Source organism: Planomonospora antibiotica, assembly GCF_014647955.1.
Classification (GTDB): domain Bacteria; phylum Actinomycetota; class Actinomycetes; order Streptosporangiales; family Streptosporangiaceae; genus Planomonospora; species Planomonospora parontospora.
Genome location: NZ_BMQE01000026.1, coordinates 64,453 through 83,119 on the forward strand (window position 1 = coordinate 64,453; position 18,667 = coordinate 83,119).

General features: G+C 73.5%; 18 protein-coding genes. 10 read left to right on the forward strand and 8 right to left on the reverse strand.

Annotated elements, in window-relative coordinates:
- The first annotated feature begins 6 nt into the window (after positions 1 to 6).
- Together smc and ftsY are read left to right on the forward strand one after the other, a co-directional pair.
- A complete protein-coding gene (gene smc / locus IEZ06_RS22610; protein WP_189238695.1) occupies positions 7 to 3,693 on the forward strand; it encodes a chromosome segregation protein SMC in 3,687 nt (1,228 codons plus the stop codon).
- Positions 3,694 to 3,820: 127 nt separating this feature from the next.
- On the forward strand, positions 3,821 to 4,999 hold the full coding sequence (gene ftsY / locus IEZ06_RS22615) for a signal recognition particle-docking protein FtsY (protein WP_189238696.1): 1,179 nt from the start codon (positions 3,821 to 3,823) through the stop codon (positions 4,997 to 4,999).
- A gap of 112 nt (positions 5,000 to 5,111) precedes the next feature.
- Here the strand turns inward: ftsY and IEZ06_RS22620 are convergent, their stop codons facing one another.
- A complete protein-coding gene (locus tag IEZ06_RS22620; RefSeq protein ID WP_189238697.1) occupies positions 5,112 to 5,564 on the reverse strand; it encodes a DUF4345 domain-containing protein in 453 nt (150 codons plus the stop codon).
- A gap of 230 nt (positions 5,565 to 5,794) precedes the next feature.
- On the opposite strand from IEZ06_RS22620, the gene IEZ06_RS22625 reads away from it, so the two are divergent.
- Positions 5,795 to 6,832, forward strand: coding sequence for an AraC family transcriptional regulator (locus tag IEZ06_RS22625; RefSeq protein ID WP_189238698.1), 1,038 nt, complete (start codon positions 5,795 to 5,797; stop codon positions 6,830 to 6,832).
- Here the strand turns inward: IEZ06_RS22625 and IEZ06_RS22630 are convergent.
- Genes IEZ06_RS22630 through IEZ06_RS22640 form a run of 3 tightly spaced genes read right to left on the reverse strand, consistent with a single transcriptional unit; the run spans position 6,792 to position 9,816 of the window.
- Entirely contained in the window at positions 6,792 to 7,589 is a 798-nt protein-coding gene (locus tag IEZ06_RS22630; protein ID WP_189238699.1) for an ABC transporter ATP-binding protein, read from the reverse strand. The genes IEZ06_RS22625 and IEZ06_RS22630 overlap by 41 nt on opposite strands.
- Complete coding sequence (locus IEZ06_RS22635; protein WP_229798562.1) at positions 7,586 to 8,758, reverse strand: FecCD family ABC transporter permease; 1,173 nt, start codon at positions 8,756 to 8,758, stop codon at positions 7,586 to 7,588. Before IEZ06_RS22635 ends, IEZ06_RS22630 begins: the two co-directional genes overlap by 4 nt.
- Entirely contained in the window at positions 8,755 to 9,816 is a 1,062-nt protein-coding gene (locus IEZ06_RS22640) for a FecCD family ABC transporter permease (protein WP_203872130.1), read from the reverse strand. Before IEZ06_RS22640 ends, IEZ06_RS22635 begins: the two co-directional genes overlap by 4 nt.
- 109 nt (positions 9,817 to 9,925) lie before the next feature.
- On the opposite strand from IEZ06_RS22640, the gene IEZ06_RS22645 reads away from it, so the two are divergent.
- From IEZ06_RS22645 to IEZ06_RS22655, 3 genes are all read left to right on the forward strand, one after another.
- Positions 9,926 to 10,936 carry an ABC transporter substrate-binding protein gene (locus IEZ06_RS22645; protein ID WP_189238700.1) on the forward strand — a complete coding sequence of 337 codons (1,011 nt, stop codon included), beginning with the start codon at positions 9,926 to 9,928 and terminating at the stop codon, positions 10,934 to 10,936.
- Positions 10,937 to 11,078: 142 nt separating this feature from the next.
- Positions 11,079 to 11,477, forward strand: coding sequence for a hypothetical protein (locus IEZ06_RS22650; protein WP_068897560.1), 399 nt, complete (start codon positions 11,079 to 11,081; stop codon positions 11,475 to 11,477).
- 46 nt (positions 11,478 to 11,523) lie between these two features.
- Positions 11,524 to 12,354 (forward strand): hypothetical protein, encoded by an 831-nt coding sequence (locus tag IEZ06_RS22655; protein ID WP_189238701.1) that lies wholly within the window; start codon positions 11,524 to 11,526, stop codon positions 12,352 to 12,354.
- 47 nt (positions 12,355 to 12,401) lie between these two features.
- Here the strand turns inward: IEZ06_RS22655 and IEZ06_RS22660 are convergent, their stop codons facing one another.
- Both IEZ06_RS22660 and IEZ06_RS22665 read right to left on the reverse strand, forming a co-directional pair.
- Positions 12,402 to 12,848: a YbaB/EbfC family nucleoid-associated protein gene (locus tag IEZ06_RS22660; RefSeq protein ID WP_189238702.1), complete on the reverse strand. Its 447-nt coding sequence runs from the start codon at positions 12,846 to 12,848 to the stop codon at positions 12,402 to 12,404.
- A 194-nt stretch (positions 12,849 to 13,042) separates the two neighbouring features.
- The gene (locus IEZ06_RS22665) at positions 13,043 to 14,119 is read right to left on the reverse strand and encodes a PLP-dependent cysteine synthase family protein (protein WP_189238703.1); all 1,077 of its coding nucleotides are present in this window, start codon (positions 14,117 to 14,119) and stop codon (positions 13,043 to 13,045) included.
- 266 nt (positions 14,120 to 14,385) lie between these two features.
- Here IEZ06_RS22665 and IEZ06_RS22670 point away from each other — a divergent pair, with 266 nt between their 5' ends.
- Positions 14,386 to 14,982, forward strand: a complete 597-nt coding sequence (locus IEZ06_RS22670) for a sigma-70 family RNA polymerase sigma factor (protein WP_189238704.1) — start codon at positions 14,386 to 14,388, stop codon at positions 14,980 to 14,982.
- Positions 14,983 to 15,073: 91 nt separating this feature from the next.
- Here IEZ06_RS22670 and IEZ06_RS22675 read toward each other — a convergent pair whose 3' ends face one another.
- Positions 15,074 to 15,916 (reverse strand): EamA family transporter, encoded by an 843-nt coding sequence (locus tag IEZ06_RS22675; RefSeq protein WP_229798563.1) that lies wholly within the window; start codon positions 15,914 to 15,916, stop codon positions 15,074 to 15,076.
- Between the two features lie 82 nt (positions 15,917 to 15,998).
- On the opposite strand from IEZ06_RS22675, the gene IEZ06_RS22680 reads away from it, so the two are divergent.
- The 3 genes from IEZ06_RS22680 to IEZ06_RS22690 all read left to right on the forward strand — a co-directional run bounded on the left by IEZ06_RS22680 (position 15,999) and on the right by IEZ06_RS22690 (position 17,799).
- The gene (locus tag IEZ06_RS22680; protein ID WP_189238705.1) at positions 15,999 to 16,574 is read left to right on the forward strand and encodes a helix-turn-helix domain-containing protein; all 576 of its coding nucleotides are present in this window, start codon (positions 15,999 to 16,001) and stop codon (positions 16,572 to 16,574) included.
- Between the two features lie 132 nt (positions 16,575 to 16,706).
- Positions 16,707 to 17,012: a hypothetical protein gene (locus tag IEZ06_RS22685; RefSeq protein ID WP_189238706.1), complete on the forward strand. Its 306-nt coding sequence runs from the start codon at positions 16,707 to 16,709 to the stop codon at positions 17,010 to 17,012.
- A 25-nt stretch (positions 17,013 to 17,037) separates the two neighbouring features.
- Positions 17,038 to 17,799, forward strand: a complete 762-nt coding sequence (locus IEZ06_RS22690; protein WP_189238707.1) for a polysaccharide deacetylase family protein — start codon at positions 17,038 to 17,040, stop codon at positions 17,797 to 17,799.
- Positions 17,800 to 17,847: 48 nt separating this feature from the next.
- Here IEZ06_RS22690 and IEZ06_RS22695 read toward each other — a convergent pair whose 3' ends face one another.
- On the reverse strand, positions 17,848 to 18,615 hold the full coding sequence (locus IEZ06_RS22695) for a superoxide dismutase family protein (RefSeq protein ID WP_189238708.1): 768 nt from the start codon (positions 18,613 to 18,615) through the stop codon (positions 17,848 to 17,850).
- Positions 18,616 to 18,667 lie beyond the last annotated feature (52 nt).

The following is an 18,667-nucleotide window of genomic DNA, read 5'->3' on the forward strand; positions in this document are numbered from 1 at the left end:
GTTTCCATGTATCTGAAGACTCTCACCCTGCGCGGCTTCAAGTCCTTCGCCTCGGCGACCACGCTCCGCTTCGAGCCGGGCATCACCGCCGTCGTCGGCCCCAACGGCTCGGGCAAGTCCAACGTGGTCGACGCCCTGGCCTGGGTCATGGGCGAGCACAGCGCCAAGTCCCTGCGCGGCGGCAAGATGGAGGACGTCATCTTCGCCGGGACCTCCTCGCGGGCCCCGCTGGGCCGCGCCGAGGTCACGCTCACCATCGACAACACCGACGGCGCCCTGCCGATCGACTACACCGAGGTCACCATCAGCCGCCTGATGTTCCGGGGCGGCCAGAGCGAGTACGCCATCAACGGCGACACCTGCCGTCTCCTCGACATCCAGGAGCTGCTGTCGGACTCCGGGATCGGCCGCGAGATGCACGTCATCGTCGGCCAGGGCCAGCTCGACCAGGTCCTGCACGCCGGCCCCGAGGACCGCCGCGCGTTCATCGAGGAGGCCGCCGGCGTCCTGAAGCACCGCAAGCGCAAGGAGAAGGCGCTGCGCAAGCTGGACGCGATGCAGGCCAACATGACCCGCGTCCAGGATCTCACCACCGAGCTGCGCCGCCAGCTCAAGCCGCTGGGCCGCCAGGCGGAGATCGCCCGCCGGGCCGCCGTGATCCAGGCCGACCTCCGGGACGCGCGGCTGCGGCTGCTCGCCGACGACGTGCTCACCCTGCGGACCGCGCTGGAGCGCGAGGCCGCCGACGAGGCCGCGGTCCTGGCGCGCCGCAGGGCCGTGGAGGCGGAGCTGGAGCAGGGCCAGCGCGACGAGGCCGAGCTGGAGGCCGCCGAGGCCGAGGCCCAGCCGCGCCTGGCCGCCGCCCAGGAGACCTACTTCCGGCTCTCCTCGATCCGCGACCGGCTGCGGGGCCTGGCCGGGCTGGCCGCCGAGCGGCACCGGCACGCCGCCGACACGGGCGTGGAACGGCGCGGGCGTGATCCGGAGGACCTCGAGCGCGAGGCCGAGGAGGTCCGCGAGCAGGAGCGGGTCCTGGCCGAGCTGCTGGAGCAGGAGCAGGAGGTGCTCGCCCGGGAGGTGGCCCGGCGGGCCGGGGCCGAGGGGGCGCTCGCCGCGGAGGAGCGGAGGCTGGCCGCCGCGGCCCGCGCCGCGGCCGACCGGCGCGAGGGACTGGCCCGGCTCCGCGGGCAGGTCGGCGCGGCGCGCAGCCGGACCGAGGCGGCCGCCGAGGAGATCGGCCGCCTGACCCGCTCGCTCACCGAGGCCGAGCACCGGGCCGAGCTGGCCCGGGCCGAGCACGACGGTCAGGAGCAGGCCGATCCGGCGTCCGACCCCGCGCTGGCCGAGGAGCTGGAGATCGCCCTGGAGGCCGTGGAATCGGCCGGACTGGCGGTCGAGGCGGCCGAGGCCGCGGCCGAGGAGGCCCGGGCGGCCGTCGGAGGGCCGAACGCGGCGCTGAGCGCGGCCGGAGCCGCCCTGGCGGCCGCGCGCACCGCCGACCAGGAGGCGCAGCGCCAGGTCGCCGCCCTGGAGGCGCGGTTCGAGGCGCTGGAGCTGAGCCTGGCCAAGGGCACGGACGGCGGCGCGGCGCTGCTGGCCGCCGCCGGTGAGCCCGGCACCGGGGTGCTCGGCCCGGTCGCCACGATGCTGACCGTCCGCCCGGGCGCGGAGGCGGCGGTGGCCGCGGTGCTCGGCGCCGCGGCCGAGGCCGTCGCGGTGGGGTCGCTCCAGTCCGCGGTGGACGCCATGGAGCTCCTGCGGGCCACCGGTCAGGGGCAGGCGTCCCTGGTCATCGCCGCCGGGGGGCCCTGCGCGCCGACCGGTCCGGTGCCGGTGGCGGGGGCCGAGTGGGCCGCCGACCTGGTGACCGCACCGGACGGACTGCGGGCGGCCGTCGCCGCGCTGCTGGCGGACGTGCTCGTCGTCGACGACCTGCAGACGGCCAGGAAGGCGGTCGAGCAGCGACCCGGACTGCGGGCCGTCACCCGCTCCGGCGACCTGCTGGGCGCCTACGCGGCCCGGGGCGGCTCCGAGCCGGGCTCGTCGGCGCTGGCGGTGCGGGCCGCACTGGACCAGGCCGCGGCCGACCTGGCCGAGGCCCGGGTGGCGGCCGAGCGGGCCGCGGCGGCCATGGAGGAGGCGGCGCGGACCGAGGAGGAGGCGCGGCTCGCCGTGGAGGCCGCCCGCGCCCGGGCGGCGGAGGCCCAGACGGGCGTGCAGACCGCCCAGGCCGGGGTCAACGCGGCGCAGGCCGCGCTGGACCAGGTCCGGGGCAGGCAGCGCGACGCCGACCAGCGGGCCGCGGCGGCGGCCCGGCGGCTCGCCCAGCTCGGCGCGGCGGCGCAGGCCGCCCGCGACGAGTGCCTGCGGCTGGCCGAGGGCGTGCGGGCCGCCGAGGAGGCGCGCGGGCGGGGCATGGCCGAGCTGGCGGAGCTGGAGGAGCGGCTGGCCGCCGCCACGGACGCCGCGGAGGCGGAGGACGAGCCGTCCACGGAGGTCCGCGACGAGCTCGCCGAGCTCTGCGCGGAGGCCCGGCAGGCCGAGATGGAGGCCCGCCTGGCCGTACGGACGGCCGAGGAGCGGGTCAAGGGCATCGCGGGCCGGGCCGAAGGGCTGGTGCGGGCGGCGGCGCGGGAGCGCGAGGAGCGCGCCAGGGCGGCCGAGCTCCGGGAGCGCCGGCGCCGGCAGGCGGAGGCGGCCGAGGCGGTCGTGCGGGGCGCGGAGCTGACCCTGCGCGCGCTGGAGACCTCGATCGCCGCGGCCGCCGTCCAGCGCGACGAGGCCGAGCAGGCCCGCGGCCGGATCGACGCCTCACTCAGGTCCGTCCGCGCCCGGGTCCGGGAGCTCTCCGCGGAGCTCGACAAACTGGTCAACCGGGTGCACGGCAGCGAGATGGCCAGGACCGAGCAGCGGCTGCGCCTGGAGCAGCTGCAGACCCGCGCGGTGGAGGAGTACGGCGTCGAGCCGGACGTCCTCATCGCGGAGTACGGCCCCGGCGAGCCGGTCCCGTCGGCCGACGGCGAGCCGGTGCCGTACGACCGGCAGGAGCAGGAGAAGCGGGCCAGGGCGGCCGAGCGGCAGATGGCGCAGCTGGGCAAGGTGAACCCGCTGGCGCTGGAGGAGTTCGCGGCGCTGGAGGAGCGGCACGCGTTCCTCACCTCGCAGCTGGAGGACCTCAAGAAGACCCGCCGGGACCTGCTGCTGGTGGTCAAGGAGGTCGACGAGCGGGTCGAGCAGGTCTTCTCGGCCGCCTACGCCGACGTGGCCAGGGAGTTCCAGACGATCTTCGGCAGGGTCTTCCCCGGCGGGGAGGGCAGGCTGCTGCTCACCGACCCCGAGGACATGCTGACCACGGGGGTCGAGGTCGAGGCGCGCCCGCCGGGCAAGAAGGTCAAGCGCCTGTCGCTGCTGTCGGGCGGCGAGCGCTCGCTGACCGCGGTGGCGTTCCTGGTGGCCATCTTCAAGGCGCGGCCCTCGCCGTTCTACGTGATGGACGAGGTCGAGGCGGCCCTGGACGACACCAACACCCAGCGGCTGCTGACCCTCTTCGAGGAACTGCGGGAGACCTCCCAGCTCATCGTCATCACCCACCAGAAGCGGACCATGGAGATCGCCGACGCGCTGTACGGCGTGTCGATGCGGGGCGACGGCGTCACCCAGGTCATCAGCCAGCGGCTGAAGGCCGACTCCTGACCCCGGCGCCCGGCGGGACCCGGGCCGGGGCGGGCGGTGCGGAAAGGACGCGCTGCCGAAAGGACACGGAACGTCCCGAACCTCGAAAGGTCGGACTATCACCGGGCGTCTGGGAAACTAGGCGGTTGTGGAGAGCTATCTCGGCCTGATCCTGATCATCGCCGCCGTCGTCGTGCTGACGGCGGGCGGCATGTTCCTGCTGTTCCGACAGGGGCGGAAGGCGGCGCCTCCGCCGGTGAGACCGCCGGAGGCGCCGCCGATCCCCGAGGAGGAGAGGCAGGCGCCGCCCAGGGGCACCGTCATCGAGGACGAGGCGACGACCACCGTCCCGCCCCCGGCCCGGCCGATCGAGGTCCCGGTCGCCCCGCCGATCGAGGTCCCGCCGCCGTCCGCGGGCCGGATGGTACGGCTCCGCGCCCGGCTGGCCCGCTCCCAGAGCACCCTCGGCAAGGGCCTGCTGGAGCTGCTCTCCCGCGACCGCCTCGACGACGACGTCTGGGACGAGATCGAGGAGACCCTGATCACCGCCGACGTGGGCGTCGCGCCGACCCAGGCGATGGTCGAGGAGCTGCGCACCCGGGTGAAGGTGCTGGGCAGCCGGACGCCGACCGAGGTCCGCGGCCTGCTGAAGGAGCAGCTGCTCACCCAGATCGGCGCCGACACGGACCGCACCCTGCGGGTCGCCAAGCACGGCGAGCGCCCGGCCGTCGTCCTCGTCGTGGGCGTCAACGGCACGGGCAAGACCACGACCACCGGCAAGCTGGCCCGGTCCCTGATCGGCGACGGCAGCCGGGTGGTGCTCGGCGCGGCCGACACCTTCCGCGCCGCCGCCGCCGACCAGCTCCAGACCTGGGGCGACCGGGTCGGGGCCGAGGTGGTGCGCGGCCCCGAGGGGGGCGACCCCGCCTCCGTCGCGTTCGACGCCGTGGCCAGGGGCATGGAGGAGAAGGTCGACGTCGTGATCGTGGACACGGCCGGCCGCCTGCACACCAAGACCGGCCTGATGGACGAGCTCGGCAAGGTCAAGCGCGTCATCGAGAAGAAGGCCACGGTGGACGAGGTGCTGCTGGTCCTCGACGCCACCACCGGTCAGAACGGCATGCGCCAGGCGCAGGTGTTCGCCGAGGTCGTCAACATCACCGGCATCGCCCTGACCAAGCTCGACGGCACGGCCAAGGGCGGCATCGTCATCTCGGTCCAGCGCGAGCTGGGCGTCCCGGTCAAGCTCGTCGGCCTCGGCGAGGGCCCCGACGACCTGGCCCCGTTCGACCCCGAGGTCTTCGTGGACGCGCTGCTGGGCGACTGACCTCCGCACGGACGACAGGGCCGCCTCCCGGGACCCCCGGGAGGCGGCCCTTCCCCTTCCCCGGGGACCGGCGGTTCCGCCCGTCCTCCCGTTCCCTTCCTGCCGCGCCGGGTCAGCCGGGGTGCGCCGGGGTGGGCGGAGCAGCGGCGTCCGGGGCCGGACGCGGGTCCGAGCCGCCGCGGCGACGCCTCGCGAGGACGAGGGCGCAGGCCAGTCCGAGCGCCGTTTCCACGGCCGCCGCGAGCACGAGCCCGCTTCCGGGCATCCCGTCCACGGCGATGCTCAGCACCCGGGACAGCCCGTAGGCGAGATAGGTCACGGTGCCGAGGAGCGCGGCGGTGAACGCCAGCCGGGGGACGAACGCACCGAGCCCGATCAGCACGCCGCTCGCCAGCAGGGCACCGCCGGCGGCCCGCACCTCGCTGAGCAGACCGGGCTCGACGCCGAGCTCGATGCCGTTGAGCCCGTGGAGGGCCGCCGGCGCGAGCAGCGTCGCCGCGCCGATCAGGAACACCACCAGGCCGGACGCGAACAAGGTGAACGTCGCGAATCTCGTGTTCCGCATCTTCCCTATCCCTTCCGGTGGCAGGTCTCGCCGGTCGAGCCGATGACGGGGGCAGGGCGTTGCCGCATGGCGCGTGCTCCTCGGATTGGGGATTCGATCCGATGGGCCGGATCGAGGCTGAGTCCACTCTGGAGCGGATCACCTGGACTTCCAATGGAGAGAAGTCCGGTTCTCTTTGCCGTTCGTCCAGCTTCGTGGACGGTCGATCAGATCGATGGCACCGTGGCACCATGCCGAGCGCCGTCCGCGAGTTCCCTGCCCCGGCCGACCCCCTCGGCGAGACCCTGCACCTGCTCCGGCTCACGGGGGCCCTCTACTGCCGCGCCGAGCTCACCGCCCCCTGGGGCGTCCACGTGCCGCGCCTCGAAGGGCTCATGATGCTGTACGTCGTGACCGAGGGCGGATGCCTGCTCGAGACCGACGGGGACGAGCCGCGCCCGCTCCGGCAGGGCAGTCTCACCCTGGTCCCGCACGGCCTCCCGCACCGGTTGCGGAGCGGTCCCGAGGCCCGGACGGAACCGCTCTTCGAGATTCCGGTCGAGCAGGTCAGCGAGCGGTACGAGATCATGCGTCACGGCGGAGGCGGGGAGTTCACGCACGTCACCTGCGCGGTGGTCCGGCCCGACCACGCGGTGGCCCGGCGCCTCGTCGCGCAGCTCCCCGGCGTCCTGCACCTCGGCGCCTGGGACGACGCCGCCGCCGGCTGGCTGGCGGGCACGCTCCACCTCATCTCCCGGGAGGCCCTGGCGCTGCGGCCGGGCGGGGAGACCGTCATCACCCGGCTCGCCGACGTCCTCGTCGTCCAGGCGATCCGCGCCTGGCTCGACGCGGCGCCCGAGGCGAAGCGGGGCTGGCTGGCCGCCCTGCGGGACGAGCAGGTGGGCCGGGCGCTCCTGCTGATCCACCGCGAGCCCGAGCGGGAGTGGGACCTCGCCGCCCTCGCCGGGGAGGCCGGCATGTCACGCTCGGCCTTCTCCGCGAGGTTCACCGGCCTGGTCGGCGAGTCCGCCGTGCACTACCTCACGCGATGGCGCATGCAGCTGGCCCGCGAACACCTCCGGCGGACGACGGAGCCGCTCTCGGCCGTCGCCCGCCGGTTCGGCTACCGGTCCGAGGCGGCGTTCTGCCGGGCGTTCAAACGGGCCTTCGGCGTGTCCCCGGGGAGCGTCCGGGCCGGGCCCGGACCCGCCGTTCCGAGAGGGCCGGCGGAGACCGGGGCCCGGGGGGTCAGCTCCGGGCCGCCGGCTGGCGCACCCCGATGGGGATGACCAGCGGGGTGCCCGCGACCGGGTCCTCGATGACCTTGGCGTCGAGGTCGAAGACCTCCGAGAGCAGCGACTCGGTGAGCACCTCCGCCGGGGTGCCCGCGGCGATGACCCTGCCGTCGCGCATGGCGACCAGCCGGTCGGCGTAGCGGGCGGCCAGGTTGAGGTCGTGCAGGACCATCACGACGGTACGGCCCAGCTCGCCGTGGAGCCTGCGGACGAGCTCCAGCACCTCGATCTGGTGCGCCAGGTCCAGGAAGGTCGTCGGCTCGTCGAGCAGGAGCAGGTCGGTGCCCTGCGCGAGCGCCATGGAGATCCAGGCGCGCTGGCGCTGGCCGCCGGAGAGCTCGTCCAGCGGGCGCTCGCCCAGGTCGAGCAGGCCCGTCATGGACAGCGCCTCGCTCACCGCGGACTCGTCGTCGGACGACCACTGCCGGTACCAGGTCTGGTGCGGGTGCCGCCCCCGGGCCACCAGGTCGGCCACGGTCAGCCCCTCGGGGGCCGTCGGCGCCTGCGGGAGCACGCCCAGGACCTTGGCGACCTCCTTGGTGGGCATGCGGTCGATGCGCTTGCCGTCCAGCAGCACCTCGCCGCCAGAGGGCTTGAGCAACCGCCCCAGCGCACGGAGCAGCGTGGATTTCCCGCACCCGTTGGGGCCGATGATCGTGGTCACCGTGCCGGTCTCGATGCCCAGGTCGAGGCCGTCGACGATGACGCGATCGCCGTATCCCAGCCTGACGTCGACGGCTTGAAGTCTCATGAACGGGCCTCTCTGCGCACGCGGACGAGGAGATAGATCAGATAGGGGGCGCCGAGGACCGCGGTGACCACGCCCACCGGCAGTTCGACGGGGCTGAACGCGGTCCGCGCGACCAGGTCGGCGGCGGTGGTGAGGACGGCGCCGGTCAGCGCGGAGACCACCAGCGGGGGCTGGGCCGTACCGGCCAGGCGGAGTGCGATCTGCGGGGCGGCCAGCGCGACGAAGGCGACGGGCCCGGCGGAGGCCGTGGCGACCGCGGCGAGCAGCACGGCGGCGAGGATCATCAGGCCGCGCGCGAGGTTCATCCGCACGCCCAGCCCGGTCACCGTGTCGTCGCCGAAGCGCAGCGCGCCGAGCGAGCGGGTGCCCAGCAGCGTCAGCGGGACGAGCACGGCCAGCGCGAGCGCGACCGGGTGGACGTGCTCCCAGCCCCGGCCGTGCAGCGAGCCGCTGATCCAGACCATGGCGCGGCTGCTGTCGTTGACGTCGCCGACGGTCAGCAGCCAGTACTTGACGTTGCCGAACACGGCGGTGACGCCGATGCCGACCAGGACCAGGCGGTAGCCGTCCAGCCCGCCCCGCCAGGCCAGCAGGTAGACGGCCAGCGCGCCGGCCAGCCCGCCCGCCAGGGCCAGGGCCGGGATGCCGAAGGTGACCAGGGCGCCGCTGGGGCCGCCGGCGGTGCTGCCCGCGGCCACGATGGCCGCGACCACGGCCACGCTGGCGCCGGTGGTGACGCCGAGGATGTCGGGACTGGCCAGCGGGTTGCGGGCGACGGCCTGGGTGATCGCGCCGGACAGCGCGAACGCCGTGCCGGCCAGCGCGCCGGTGAGCGCGCGGGGGAGCCGGAGCTCCATCACCACGAAGTGGTTCGGCCCGTCGCCGGTGATCGCCTGGAACACCTCGGGCACCGTCATCGGCAGGTCGCCGATGCGCATGCCGAGCCCCATCAGCAGCAGCGCGGCGGCCAGCAGGACCAGGCAGACGGCCGCCGAGCGCAGGCGGAGCAGCCACGAGGCGGGACCGAGGCGGACCGGCCGCTCGTGCGGGAGCCGCAGGCGGGCGGGGGACGCCTCGGCGCCGCGGAGAGGGCCGCCGGCGGGGTCTTCGGCGAGGCGGCCGGGAGGGTCTTCGGGACGGGCGCCGGCGCCGCCGGGGAGGAGGGTCACAGGCGCACCGGCTTCCTGCGGCGGACGAGGGCGACGAAGAACGGCGCGCCGATCAGCGCGAGCACGACGCCGACCTCCAGCTCGCCGGGGCGGGCGACGACCCGGCCGACCACGTCGGCCAGCAGGAGCGCGGTCGCGCCGGCCAGCCCGGAGTACGGCAGGAGCCAGCGGTGGTCCGGGCCGGACAGGGGACGGACCAGGTGCGGGACCATCAGGCCGACGAAGGCGAGCGAGCCGCAGGCCGCCACCGCGCCGCCGGTGAGCAGGGTGACCGCGGCGACGCCGACCGTGCGGGTCAGCGCGACGTTCTGACCGAGGGAGCGGGCGACGTCCTCGCCCAGGGAGAGCGCGTTGAGACCGGGGGCGTTGACGAGGGCCAGGACCAGGCCGGCGGCGATGAACGGCAGCACCTGCCAGGCGGTCTCGGCGCCGCGCGCGGCGATGGAGCCCGTCTGCCAGAACCGGAAGACGTCCATGGCCTGGTCGTCGGCGAGCACGAGGGCCGAGGTGAGGCCGTAGAGGAAGGCGCTGACCGCGGTGCCGGCCAGGGCGAGGGTGACCGGGGTGGGCCCGCCGCGCCCGCCGACCATGCCGAGCGCGAAGACGCCCACGCTGGCGGCCAGGGCGCCCGCCATGCCGAACCAGACGTAGGAGTGGAGGCTGGTGACGCCCAGGACCATGATGCTCAGCACCATCGCGAACGCAGCCCCCTGGGTGACGCCGAGCAGCCCGGGGTCGGCCAGGGGGTTGCGGGTGTGGCCCTGCATGAGCGCGCCCGCGACGCCGAGCGCGACCCCGGCCAGGACGCCGAGCGCCGTCCTGGGCACCCGCAGCGAGCGGACGATGATGTCGCTCTCGGTGCCGGTCGGCCCGGTGAGCCCGTGCCAGACGCCGGTGAGCGGGACGGACTTCGCGCCGATCGCGATGCTCAGCACGGCCGCCGCGACGAGCGCGGCGGACAGCCCGGCCAGGACGAGCAGGAGGCGTCCCCGGCGGGCCTGGAGCATCCGTGCGCGACCGGGCGACGGCGGCCGCGCCGCGGCTACCGCTGTGCTCACCCGCACCCCTCTCGTCCGCCGGTCGTTTGCCGGAACCGCTCCGAGTATGCCAGTTTAGGCATGGCTAAGCTAAATGAGGTTAGCCTTACCTGCCTGAGAGGATCTTCGGATGAGAGCGCTACGTACGCTGACCGTGAGTGTGGCGGGAGCCGTACTGGCTCTCGGACTGGCGGCCTGCGGGTCGGACACCTCCGGTACGGCGGGCGGCACGGCCACCGCGGCGCCCTCGGCGCCCGCGGCCGACGGCGCGTCCTATCCGCGGACGGTGAAGCACGCCATGGGCGAGACCGAGATCCCGGCGCAGCCCAAGCGCGTCGTCGCGCTCGACCAGAGCTTCGTCGACGCGGTGCTCACGCTGGACACCGAGGTCGTCGGCTACACCGTCTACCGGGGCATCGACGAGAAACTCCCCGACTACCTGGCCCCGGTCATGGACCAGGCGCAGAACATCAAGCCGGTCGGCACCCTGGAGGCGCCGAGCCTGGAGCAGATCATCGCGCTCAAGCCCGACCTGATCGTCTCGGCGAAGATCCGCCACGAGGCGCTGTACGACAAGCTCACCCAGATCGCGCCGACGGTGTTCAGCGAGACCACCGGCGCCATCTGGAAGGACAACCTCCGGCTGATGGGCCGGGCCCTGGGCAAGGAGGCCCTCGCCGACGAGCGGATCAAGGCCTACGAGGACCGCGCGGCCAAGATCGGCGAGTCCATCAAGGCCAAGGAGGGGGAGATGCCCACGGTGTCCGTCGCCCGCTTCGCCGGTGAGCCGACCGTCCGCCTGTACGTGGAGAACTCCTACTCCGGCCTGGTGCTGAAGGACGTCGGCTTCCCGCGCCCCGAGGGCCAGCCGACGACCACTGAGACGATCATGGTGCCGATCAGCGAGGAGAACATCCCGCAGCTCGACGCCGACCACATCTTCGTCGTCTCCTACCCGGACCCGGAGGTCCAGGCGATCCAGAAGAAGTTCCAGACCAACCCGCTCTGGGGCAAGCTCAAGGGCGAGCAGCACGTGGTCGACGACACCACCTGGATGGCGGCCGTCGGCCTCCAGGGCGCCCACGTCGTCCTCGACGACCTGGCGAAGATCTTCGAGGTCGACCCGGCCAAGGCCGGCTGACCGCGCTCTCCGGGCGGGCCCGGCACCGTTCAGGTGCCGGGCTTTTCCGTATTAAAGATCGCAAAAGGGTGGCCTTCTCCCGTCTGCTCTTGATTAACTTCCCGTTCACGGGCGTCGTGACGAGGACGGGAGGCTGACGCGGATGGTCGAGGTCGACGCGGAGAAGCTGAGGAGCGCGACGGACGAGCTGATCGCCACGCTGCTGCCCCTCGCGGAGGACGCCAGCACGCTGGCCGACGGGACCCACCTGAGCGCCTACCAGTGGGGCGCCATCGGCGCGGCCACGGTCGCCGGCAACTACACCCCCGCCCGCGAGTACCAGGCCCGGCAGCTGAAGGACTTCGTCGCGTGCCTCAACGGCGTCCACGCGGGCCTGCTCAGCGTGGTGGCCCACTACCGGGCGGCCGAGCTCGCCGCCCTGCAGGCCGCCGCCGACGTGGAGAACAAGGTCCAGAAGGTGGCCGATCTCCAGGCGAAGCTCCGCCAGGACCAGGCGGACCTGGCGGAGGCCCGCAAGAAGGACCAGGGACTGACGGACTAGCGCGGCTGCGGACGGCAGGCGGAGAACACTGACGGGGGAGGGATCCATGGCGGGAGAAGAGCCGCTCGCCGGCCTGATCGGCCAGACTGCGGTCATCGCCGGGATGAAGGCGCTGGGCACCTACGGGCCGGCCTGGGCGTCGACCATGGCCAAGATCCAGCTTGCGGGCAAGCTCGCCAAGCCGGCGGCGGGTGCGGGAGCCGTCTGGCTGCTCGCCCAGCCGTGGGGCGACGAGCAGATCACCAAGGTGTGGAACGACTGGCGCACGGTCAACCTCAAGCTGATGCACCTGCGGATGCGGGAGTGGGACACCAAGCTCAAGGCGGTCCAGGACGCCTGGCCCGAGGGGGCCGACCGCAGGGCGTTCGACCGCTTCATGGCGGTGGTCTTCCACGAGGTCATCCAGACGGAGAACGCCGCCGCGCAGATGGCCACCTCCGTGCAGAACGCCCAGTCGGAGATCCACAAGATCGTCGACAACGCCGGGACGGTCATCAACGCCCTGCTGGGCGTCATCATCACCTCGGAGATCATGCAGCTGATCGGGAGCCGCATGCAGGCCCTGGGGGCGGCCAACCCCACCCCCGCCGGCGTCGCGCTGGTGGCGAAGGGGCGGGCGATCCAGACCATGGCCGAGGCCACGAAGGACTCCTCCGGCCTCATCCTCATGGGCACGGCGGTCAACGCGGTCGTCGGCGCGACGGCGGCGCTCATCTTCAGCCTCGGCAACCTGTCGGCGCTGATGAGCGCGGACAACCAGTTCCCGCTCCCGCAGGCCAACCTGGACAGCGACGGCACCGACGGCCGGACGGACTTCGACGACATCCGGCGCCGCAGCGTGCCGCAGTCCGGCAGTGAGGGCTGGAGCCGCATCTGATCCGCGGCCGGGCGGAGGCTGCGCGCCCCGCCCGGCCTCCGCGGAGGTCAGCTCCCGTATCTGTCGCGTAGATCCTGCAGGTTGCGCAGCGCTTCGGAGACGCGCGGGTCGGACGTGATCGAGGAGTCGACGTCCATGCGCGGCAGCCTGCCCTGGAGCGACTCGCTGAACTCGTTCGCCCGGCCGATGACGGGTCCGAGCACCTCGGTCATCCGGTTCGTGGCCCGCTCGGTGGCGGCGGCGGAGGCCTCCATGATGGCCTCGGCCAGCGCCGCGGAGCCCAGGCGCATGGCCCGCGGGTCGATGTCCACGCCGAGCAGCGCGCCGCCCGGGGCGACCTCGACCCGCACCAGGCCGTCGGCGGCCTCGCCGCGTCCCCGCAGGTCGGCGAGCTCCTCGTAGATCTTCTCGTAGTGCCGGGAGACCGCGCCGAAATCGTCGAGCAGCCGATCGACGTCGGCGTTCCCGGTCCGTCCGGGACGATCATGTGACATGTCGCGCACCCTCTCTCTCGGCCACTCCAAGATCCATCCACGCGGTGTTCACCCTATGGCAGGCAGGCCGTCCCGCCTCCGGGCGGGACGACTGCAGCGGCGGCCTCACCGGAGAAGCGGCCTCTTGGGGGTCTCCCGCCGGGAGGCGGGATGACCTCGGGAGGCCTTCCCGGAGGGCGACCCCCGGGAGACCTTCAGGACCCGGAGAGGAAGGCGCGGAACTCCGCCAGGTGCGGGGTGATGTCCAGGCCGCGGCCGGCCAGCCAGGCGTCGTCGGCGTAGGTGCCGCGGTAGCGCTCGCCGCCGTCGCAGATCAGCGTCACCACGCTGCCCCGCTCGCCCGCCTCGCGCATCTCCCGGATGAGCTGTACGGCCGCCGCCACGTTGGTCCCGGTGGAGCCGCCGACGTCCCGGCCGGTGACCTCGCGGACCCAGCGCATGGCGGCGACGGACCGGGCGTCGGGGACCTGGATCATGCGGTCGATCACGGCGGGCATGAAGGACGGCTCGACCCGGGGACGGCCGATGCCCTCGATGATGGAGCCGGGGGCGGTGACCCCGGGGTCGCCGGAGCACCAGGAGGGATAGAAGGCCGAGCCCTCGGGGTCCACCACGGCCAGCCGGGTGGCGTGGCGGCGGTAGCGGATGTAGCGGCCGATCGTGGAGGAGGTGCCGCCGGTCCCGGCGCCGACCACGATCCAGGCGGGCTCGGGGTGGGGCTCCATCGCCATCTGGTGGAAGATGCTCTCGGCGATGTTGTTGTTGCCGCGCCAGTCGGTGGCCCGCTCGGCGTAGGTGAACTGGTCCATGAAGTGGCCGCCGGTCTCGGCGGCCAGCCGCCGGGACTCGGAGTAGATCGTCCCGGGATCGTCCACCAGGTGGCACTTGCCGCCGTGGAACTCGATCAGGGCGATCTTCTCGGGCGAGGTGGAGGCGGGCATCACCGCGATGAACGGCAGGCCGAGCAGGCGGGCGAAGTAGGCCTCGCTCACCGCGGTCGACCCGCTGGAGGCCTCCACGACCGTGGTGGAGGGACCGATCCAGCCGCCGGCCAGGCCGTACAGGAACAACGAGCGTGCCAGGCGGTGCTTGAGTGAACCGGTGGGGTGGACGGACTCGTCTTTCAGGTAGAGGTTTACTCCCCAATGCGCGGGAAGCGGAAAGACGTGGAGATGAGTGTCGCAGCTACGGTTGGCGTCGGCCTCGACGAGGCGGATGGCCTCGGCCACCCAGGAGCGGGTCTCGGGGTCGTGTCGGTCCACGTATCGCATGCCCCCAAAGGTAGCCCTACCAGGTGTTATGTGATACCAGACACATTCTCTGTCAAGTCGAGTGAAGGATGTTACGATAACGATACCTGTCCGACTGTAGGGCGTGTCGCGTCCGCCCACGGCACGGGCACCCATCGACCTTTCGACCGTGCGGAATCCTTAACGGCCCTCTTACGGAGCCGATGGGACCATGAGCCGGACCGTCGGGAAGACTGTGCCGCATCCGGGGCAGGCGGTCATGGGGGGAAGAACACAAGGGGGATGACATGATCTCGATAACCGACGAGCAGCGGCAGGACTGGTTCGAACGCGACGTCGTGCCGGTGACCGGGCAGCTCTACGCATCCGCCATGCGCCTGACCCGCAACTCCGCCGATGCCGAGGACCTGGTGCAGGAGACCGTCACCAAGGCGTTCACCTCCTACCACCAGTTCCGCGAGGGCACCAACCTCAAGGCGTGGCTGCACCGGATCCTCACCAACAACTTCATCAACGACTACCGCAAGAAGCAGCGCTCGCCGAAGCTCTCGGCCACCGAGGAGATCGAGGACTGGCAGCTGGCCGCCGCCGAGTCCCACACCTCCACCGGCCTCAAGTCGGCCGAGACCGAGGCCCTGGAGCAGCTTCCCGACAACGCGGTGATGAACGCCCTGCGCGCCCTGCCGGAGGACTTCCGGGTGGCCGTCTACCTCGCCGACGTCGAGGGCTTCGCCTACAAGGAGATCGCCGAGCGGATGGGCACCCCCATCGGCACGGTCATGTCCCGGCTGCACCGCGGCCGCCGCCAGCTCCGCACCATGCTGCAGGACTACGCCCACGAGGAGGGCGCGCTCCGGCTTCCGGAGCAGCGCCAGGCCGCCTAGCCGGCGGTCCTCCGGGGCCGGCGGGGCGACGGGGGGTCGTCCCGCGGTGATCGGCGGGCGCGGCCGTCCCGCGGCATCCGGCACGGCCGGGTCAGCCCGCGGCGATCAGCGCGACCGCGGCGAGCGTGGCTCCGATCCCCGTCAGCTGGACCCCGTTGAGCCGTTCGCCGAGCACGTAGCGCGCCAGCACCAGCGTGCTCGCCGGGTACAGCGAGGCCAGCACGCCGACGAGGGCGATCATGCCGCGCTGCTCGGCCAGCACGAACAGGACGTTGGCCGCCATGTCCAGCGCCCCGGCCACCACGATGATCCGCAGCGCGCCGCCGTTCCCGGGGCGCAGGGTGCGGCGGGTGGCCACGGCCAGCAGGACGATGAGCGCCACCGAGGCCAGCCGCGCGCCGAACAGCGGCCACATGCCGCCGTCTCCCGGGCTGCGGGCGAGCAGGATGAAGAAGCAGCCGAAGCCCGCGCCGGAACCCAGCGCGGCCAGGACCGGGCCGTAGGCGCGGCCCGCCGAGGCGGGGGAGGAGTCCCGGCTGACCAGGACCACCGCCACCAGGGCCAGCGCGATGCCGCCCAGCGCGACCGGCTGCGGGCGCTCGCCGGTCGCCAGGCCGTACAGCACCGGGAGCGTCGCCGAGGTCGCCGCGGTGACCGGCGCGACCACGGACATCACGCCGGTGGCCAGGGCGCGGTAGAACAGCACCAGCGCGGCGGCTCCGGCCACTCCGGCCGCCATGCCCCAGGCGAGGGCCGCGGCGCTGGGCGCGCCCGGCAGGAACGGCAGCAGCGCCGCGACCAGGGCCAGGCCCGCCAGCTGGGAGAGCACGACCACCGCGAGCACCCGGGAGCGCCGGGTGGCGAGCCCGCCGAAGAAGTCCGCCGTGCCGTACACCAGGGCGCAGGCCGTGGCCAGGACCACCGCTGTCATCATTCACCTCAGTCCATTGGATTGCACTGTTAGTACAGCACATTGAGAGCAGTGGAGTGTACGTGAAGTTCACTACACTGCACTCATGGACCCGGAGACGATCACCGCCGCCATCGCCAACAACGTGCGCGCCCAGCGGGCGCACCGGCAGATGACGCTCGACGAGCTCGCCGCGCGGTCGGGGGTCAGCCGGGGCATGCTGGTCCAGGTCGAGCAGGGCAGGACCAACCCCAGCATCAACACGCTGACCCGGATCGCCGACGCGCTCGGGGTGACGGTCGCGCGGATGGTCGAGGTCTCCGACACGCCCGTGGTCCGCGTCGTGCACGCGGCCGACGTGGTCACCTTCACGCACGGCCGGGCGAGCGCGGCCCGGCTGCTGGTCGGCACCGACGCCCCCGCCATCCTGGAGCTGTGGGACTGGCGGCTGGCCCCCGGCGACCACCACGACGGCGACGCCCATCCGCCGGGGACCCGGGAGATGCTGACGGTGCTCGAGGGCGAGCTGACCCTCACCGTGTACGGCCGCAGCCACGTCGTCGGCGCCGACGGGGCCGTCGTGTTCAGCGCGGACCGCCCGCACAGGTACGCCAACGAGGGCGAGGGCCCGCTCCGCTTCGTGATGGTCGTGACGGAACCGCGCGAGACGCCCGACCGATAACGCCGAAGGGCTTCACGGCGACGGTGTGAAGCCGCATGATTGCAGAATGCGACTTCGGATGTTCCGGATGGGTGTGCCCGGCTCGCTCCCCGCCCGCCGCCGGCTGCCGCCGGCGTCCGCCGGAGGAACGGCGTGAGCGGGCGGGACGGCGCGACGGCCGCCCTGCGGGCGGAGCTGGAAGGGCTGGGGATCACCGGCGCCTGCGAGCTCGGGGACGGGGTCACCCTCTCCGTCTGGGTCGGCCTGGTGGTGCGCTTCCGTGATGGTTTCTACCGGTGGCAGGAAGGATCGGTGAAGCGTCGCCATCTGGGTACAGATCCCACTGGATGTGCCATTCGGATAGCACGCCGATACGCCGAGCTGCAGACCGACGTCCCACTCTGGTGGGAGGACCTGGCCAAGATCTTGCGGGAGGAGGCGGTGGAGGACCGCCGCTGACCTCCGCGGTGCTTCGGGGGGACTCATGCGACTGTGGACGGCGCCTCTCGCCCTGCTGCTCGGGATCGGATCGCCGGTCCCGCTTCCGCCGGATCCGGAGACCCTCGCCAGGGACCTCGCCGAGATCCAGCCGCAGTGGCCGGCGGCCCGGTTCCCCGTCCCGCCCGCCGCCCGGAAGGTGGACTGCGCCAGGACCAGGTGCGTGGCGCTCACCTTCGACGACGGGCCGGGCGAGTACACCGGGCCGCTGCTCGACACCCTCGCCGCCCACCGGGCCAGGGCGACCTTCTTCGTGATCGGGCGGATGGTGGCCGACGGCGACGGCGCGGACCTGCGCCGCATGGTGACCGAGGGGCACGAACTGGGCAACCACTCCTGGAGCCACGCCGATCTCACCGGGCTGCCGGAGGACGGCGTCGAGGAGGAGCTGCGCCGTACCCAGGAGGCGGTGCGGCGGGTCACCGGGGTGCGGATGGCCTTCATGCGCCCGCCGTACGGCGCCACCGGCCCCGGGGTCGCCTCGGCGAGCCGCCGTGAGGGGCTGGCCCAGATCCTGTGGAACGTCGACACCCTCGACTGGCTGGAGCGCGACGGCGCGGCCCTGCTGCGTCGCGCGGGCGGCGCGGAGCCGGGCTCCATCGTGCTGATGCACGACATCCACCGCGTGACGGTGGAGACCGTCCCCGCCCTGCTGAAGGACCTCGCGGCCAGGGGCTACACGTTCGTGACGCTCTCGGAGCTGTACGGCCGCGCGCTGACGCCGGGCCGGGCGTACCTGAAGCGGTGACGCCTGGCCCGGTGCGCCCGGTGCGGTGGGAGCGGTCGGCGCTCGGGGTCAGCGTTCGGTGAGCACGCCGCAGGCGATGTGCTGGCCGGAGTCGCCGCCCCTCAGGGTCGCGGCGTCGGGGCCTTTCGTCATGGCGCCGGCACCGGGACTGGCCGTGGCCTCCGGGTGGCTGTAGCGGTCGGGGATGTTGGCCTGGTTGTCCGGCTGGGCGTGGACGATGACGGCGGTGCCGTCACCGTCGAAGAGCTGCCGCACCTGGAAGCGGTCGGTGACGAAGGAGGCGGCGCCCGTGCCGTCCCGGCCGACCAGGAGGTCGGGCATGTCACCGGTGTGGTCGGGGTGGGAGGCCTCCTCCAGGCTGAGGTGCGTGCCCGCGCTGGAGAACGGGCCGCCGGTGACGGGATCGGTCGACTCGGCGCTGCAGACCCCCTTGCCGTGGAGGTGGAAGCCGTGGAATCCGCCCGGCAGCCCCTTGACGGTGACCGTCACCACGGACCTGCCGTCCTCCTCCTCGACGCTGAAGGTGCCGACGGACCTGCCGTCGGCGTCCTTGACGTCGGCCCGGGCCGAGGCGCCGCCCGCTCCGGGGGAGGCCGTGCCGGTCGGATCGGGAGACCCCTGCTCGGCGGTGCCGGTCGGGCCGGGAGGGCCGTCGACGGTGTCGTCCGGTGCGGGGCCCCGGCCCGTCGGGCCGGTCGGAGCGGGCAGGTCGGGGAGGTCGGGCGGTTCCGGCGAGGCCGCCGCCGGGGCGCCTCCGGCGGCGAGCGCCCCCGCGCCCAGGACCGCGGCCAGGAGCAGATGCGGTGTGCGATGCATGGAAGATCCCCCATGTGTCGTGGCTGTGCTCCGCCTCCGTGCGGAGAAGAAA

Bases quoted from the DNA above. Each gene is read 5' to 3' on its own strand.
- smc (WP_189238695.1), top strand. From the start codon at position 7: ATGTATCTGAAGACTCTCACCCTGCGCGGCTTCAAGTCCTTCGCCTCG.
- IEZ06_RS22620 (WP_189238697.1), bottom strand. From the start codon at position 5,564: ATGCGGAACACGAGATTCGCGACGTTCACCTTGTTCGCGTCCGGCCTG.
- IEZ06_RS22625 (WP_189238698.1), top strand. From the start codon at position 5,795: ATGCCGAGCGCCGTCCGCGAGTTCCCTGCCCCGGCCGACCCCCTCGGC.
- IEZ06_RS22630 (WP_189238699.1), bottom strand. From the start codon at position 7,589: ATGAGACTTCAAGCCGTCGACGTCAGGCTGGGATACGGCGATCGCGTC.
- IEZ06_RS22645 (WP_189238700.1), top strand. From the start codon at position 9,926: ATGAGAGCGCTACGTACGCTGACCGTGAGTGTGGCGGGAGCCGTACTG.
- IEZ06_RS22650 (WP_068897560.1), top strand. From the start codon at position 11,079: ATGGTCGAGGTCGACGCGGAGAAGCTGAGGAGCGCGACGGACGAGCTG.
- IEZ06_RS22655 (WP_189238701.1), top strand. From the start codon at position 11,524: ATGGCGGGAGAAGAGCCGCTCGCCGGCCTGATCGGCCAGACTGCGGTC.
- IEZ06_RS22660 (WP_189238702.1), bottom strand. From the start codon at position 12,848: ATGTCACATGATCGTCCCGGACGGACCGGGAACGCCGACGTCGATCGG.
- IEZ06_RS22665 (WP_189238703.1), bottom strand. From the start codon at position 14,119: ATGCGATACGTGGACCGACACGACCCCGAGACCCGCTCCTGGGTGGCC.
- IEZ06_RS22670 (WP_189238704.1), top strand. From the start codon at position 14,386: ATGATCTCGATAACCGACGAGCAGCGGCAGGACTGGTTCGAACGCGAC.
- IEZ06_RS22675 (WP_229798563.1), bottom strand. From the start codon at position 15,916: ATGATGACAGCGGTGGTCCTGGCCACGGCCTGCGCCCTGGTGTACGGC.
- IEZ06_RS22680 (WP_189238705.1), top strand. From the start codon at position 15,999: ATGGACCCGGAGACGATCACCGCCGCCATCGCCAACAACGTGCGCGCC.
- IEZ06_RS22690 (WP_189238707.1), top strand. From the start codon at position 17,038: ATGCGACTGTGGACGGCGCCTCTCGCCCTGCTGCTCGGGATCGGATCG.
- IEZ06_RS22695 (WP_189238708.1), bottom strand. From the start codon at position 18,615: ATGCATCGCACACCGCATCTGCTCCTGGCCGCGGTCCTGGGCGCGGGG.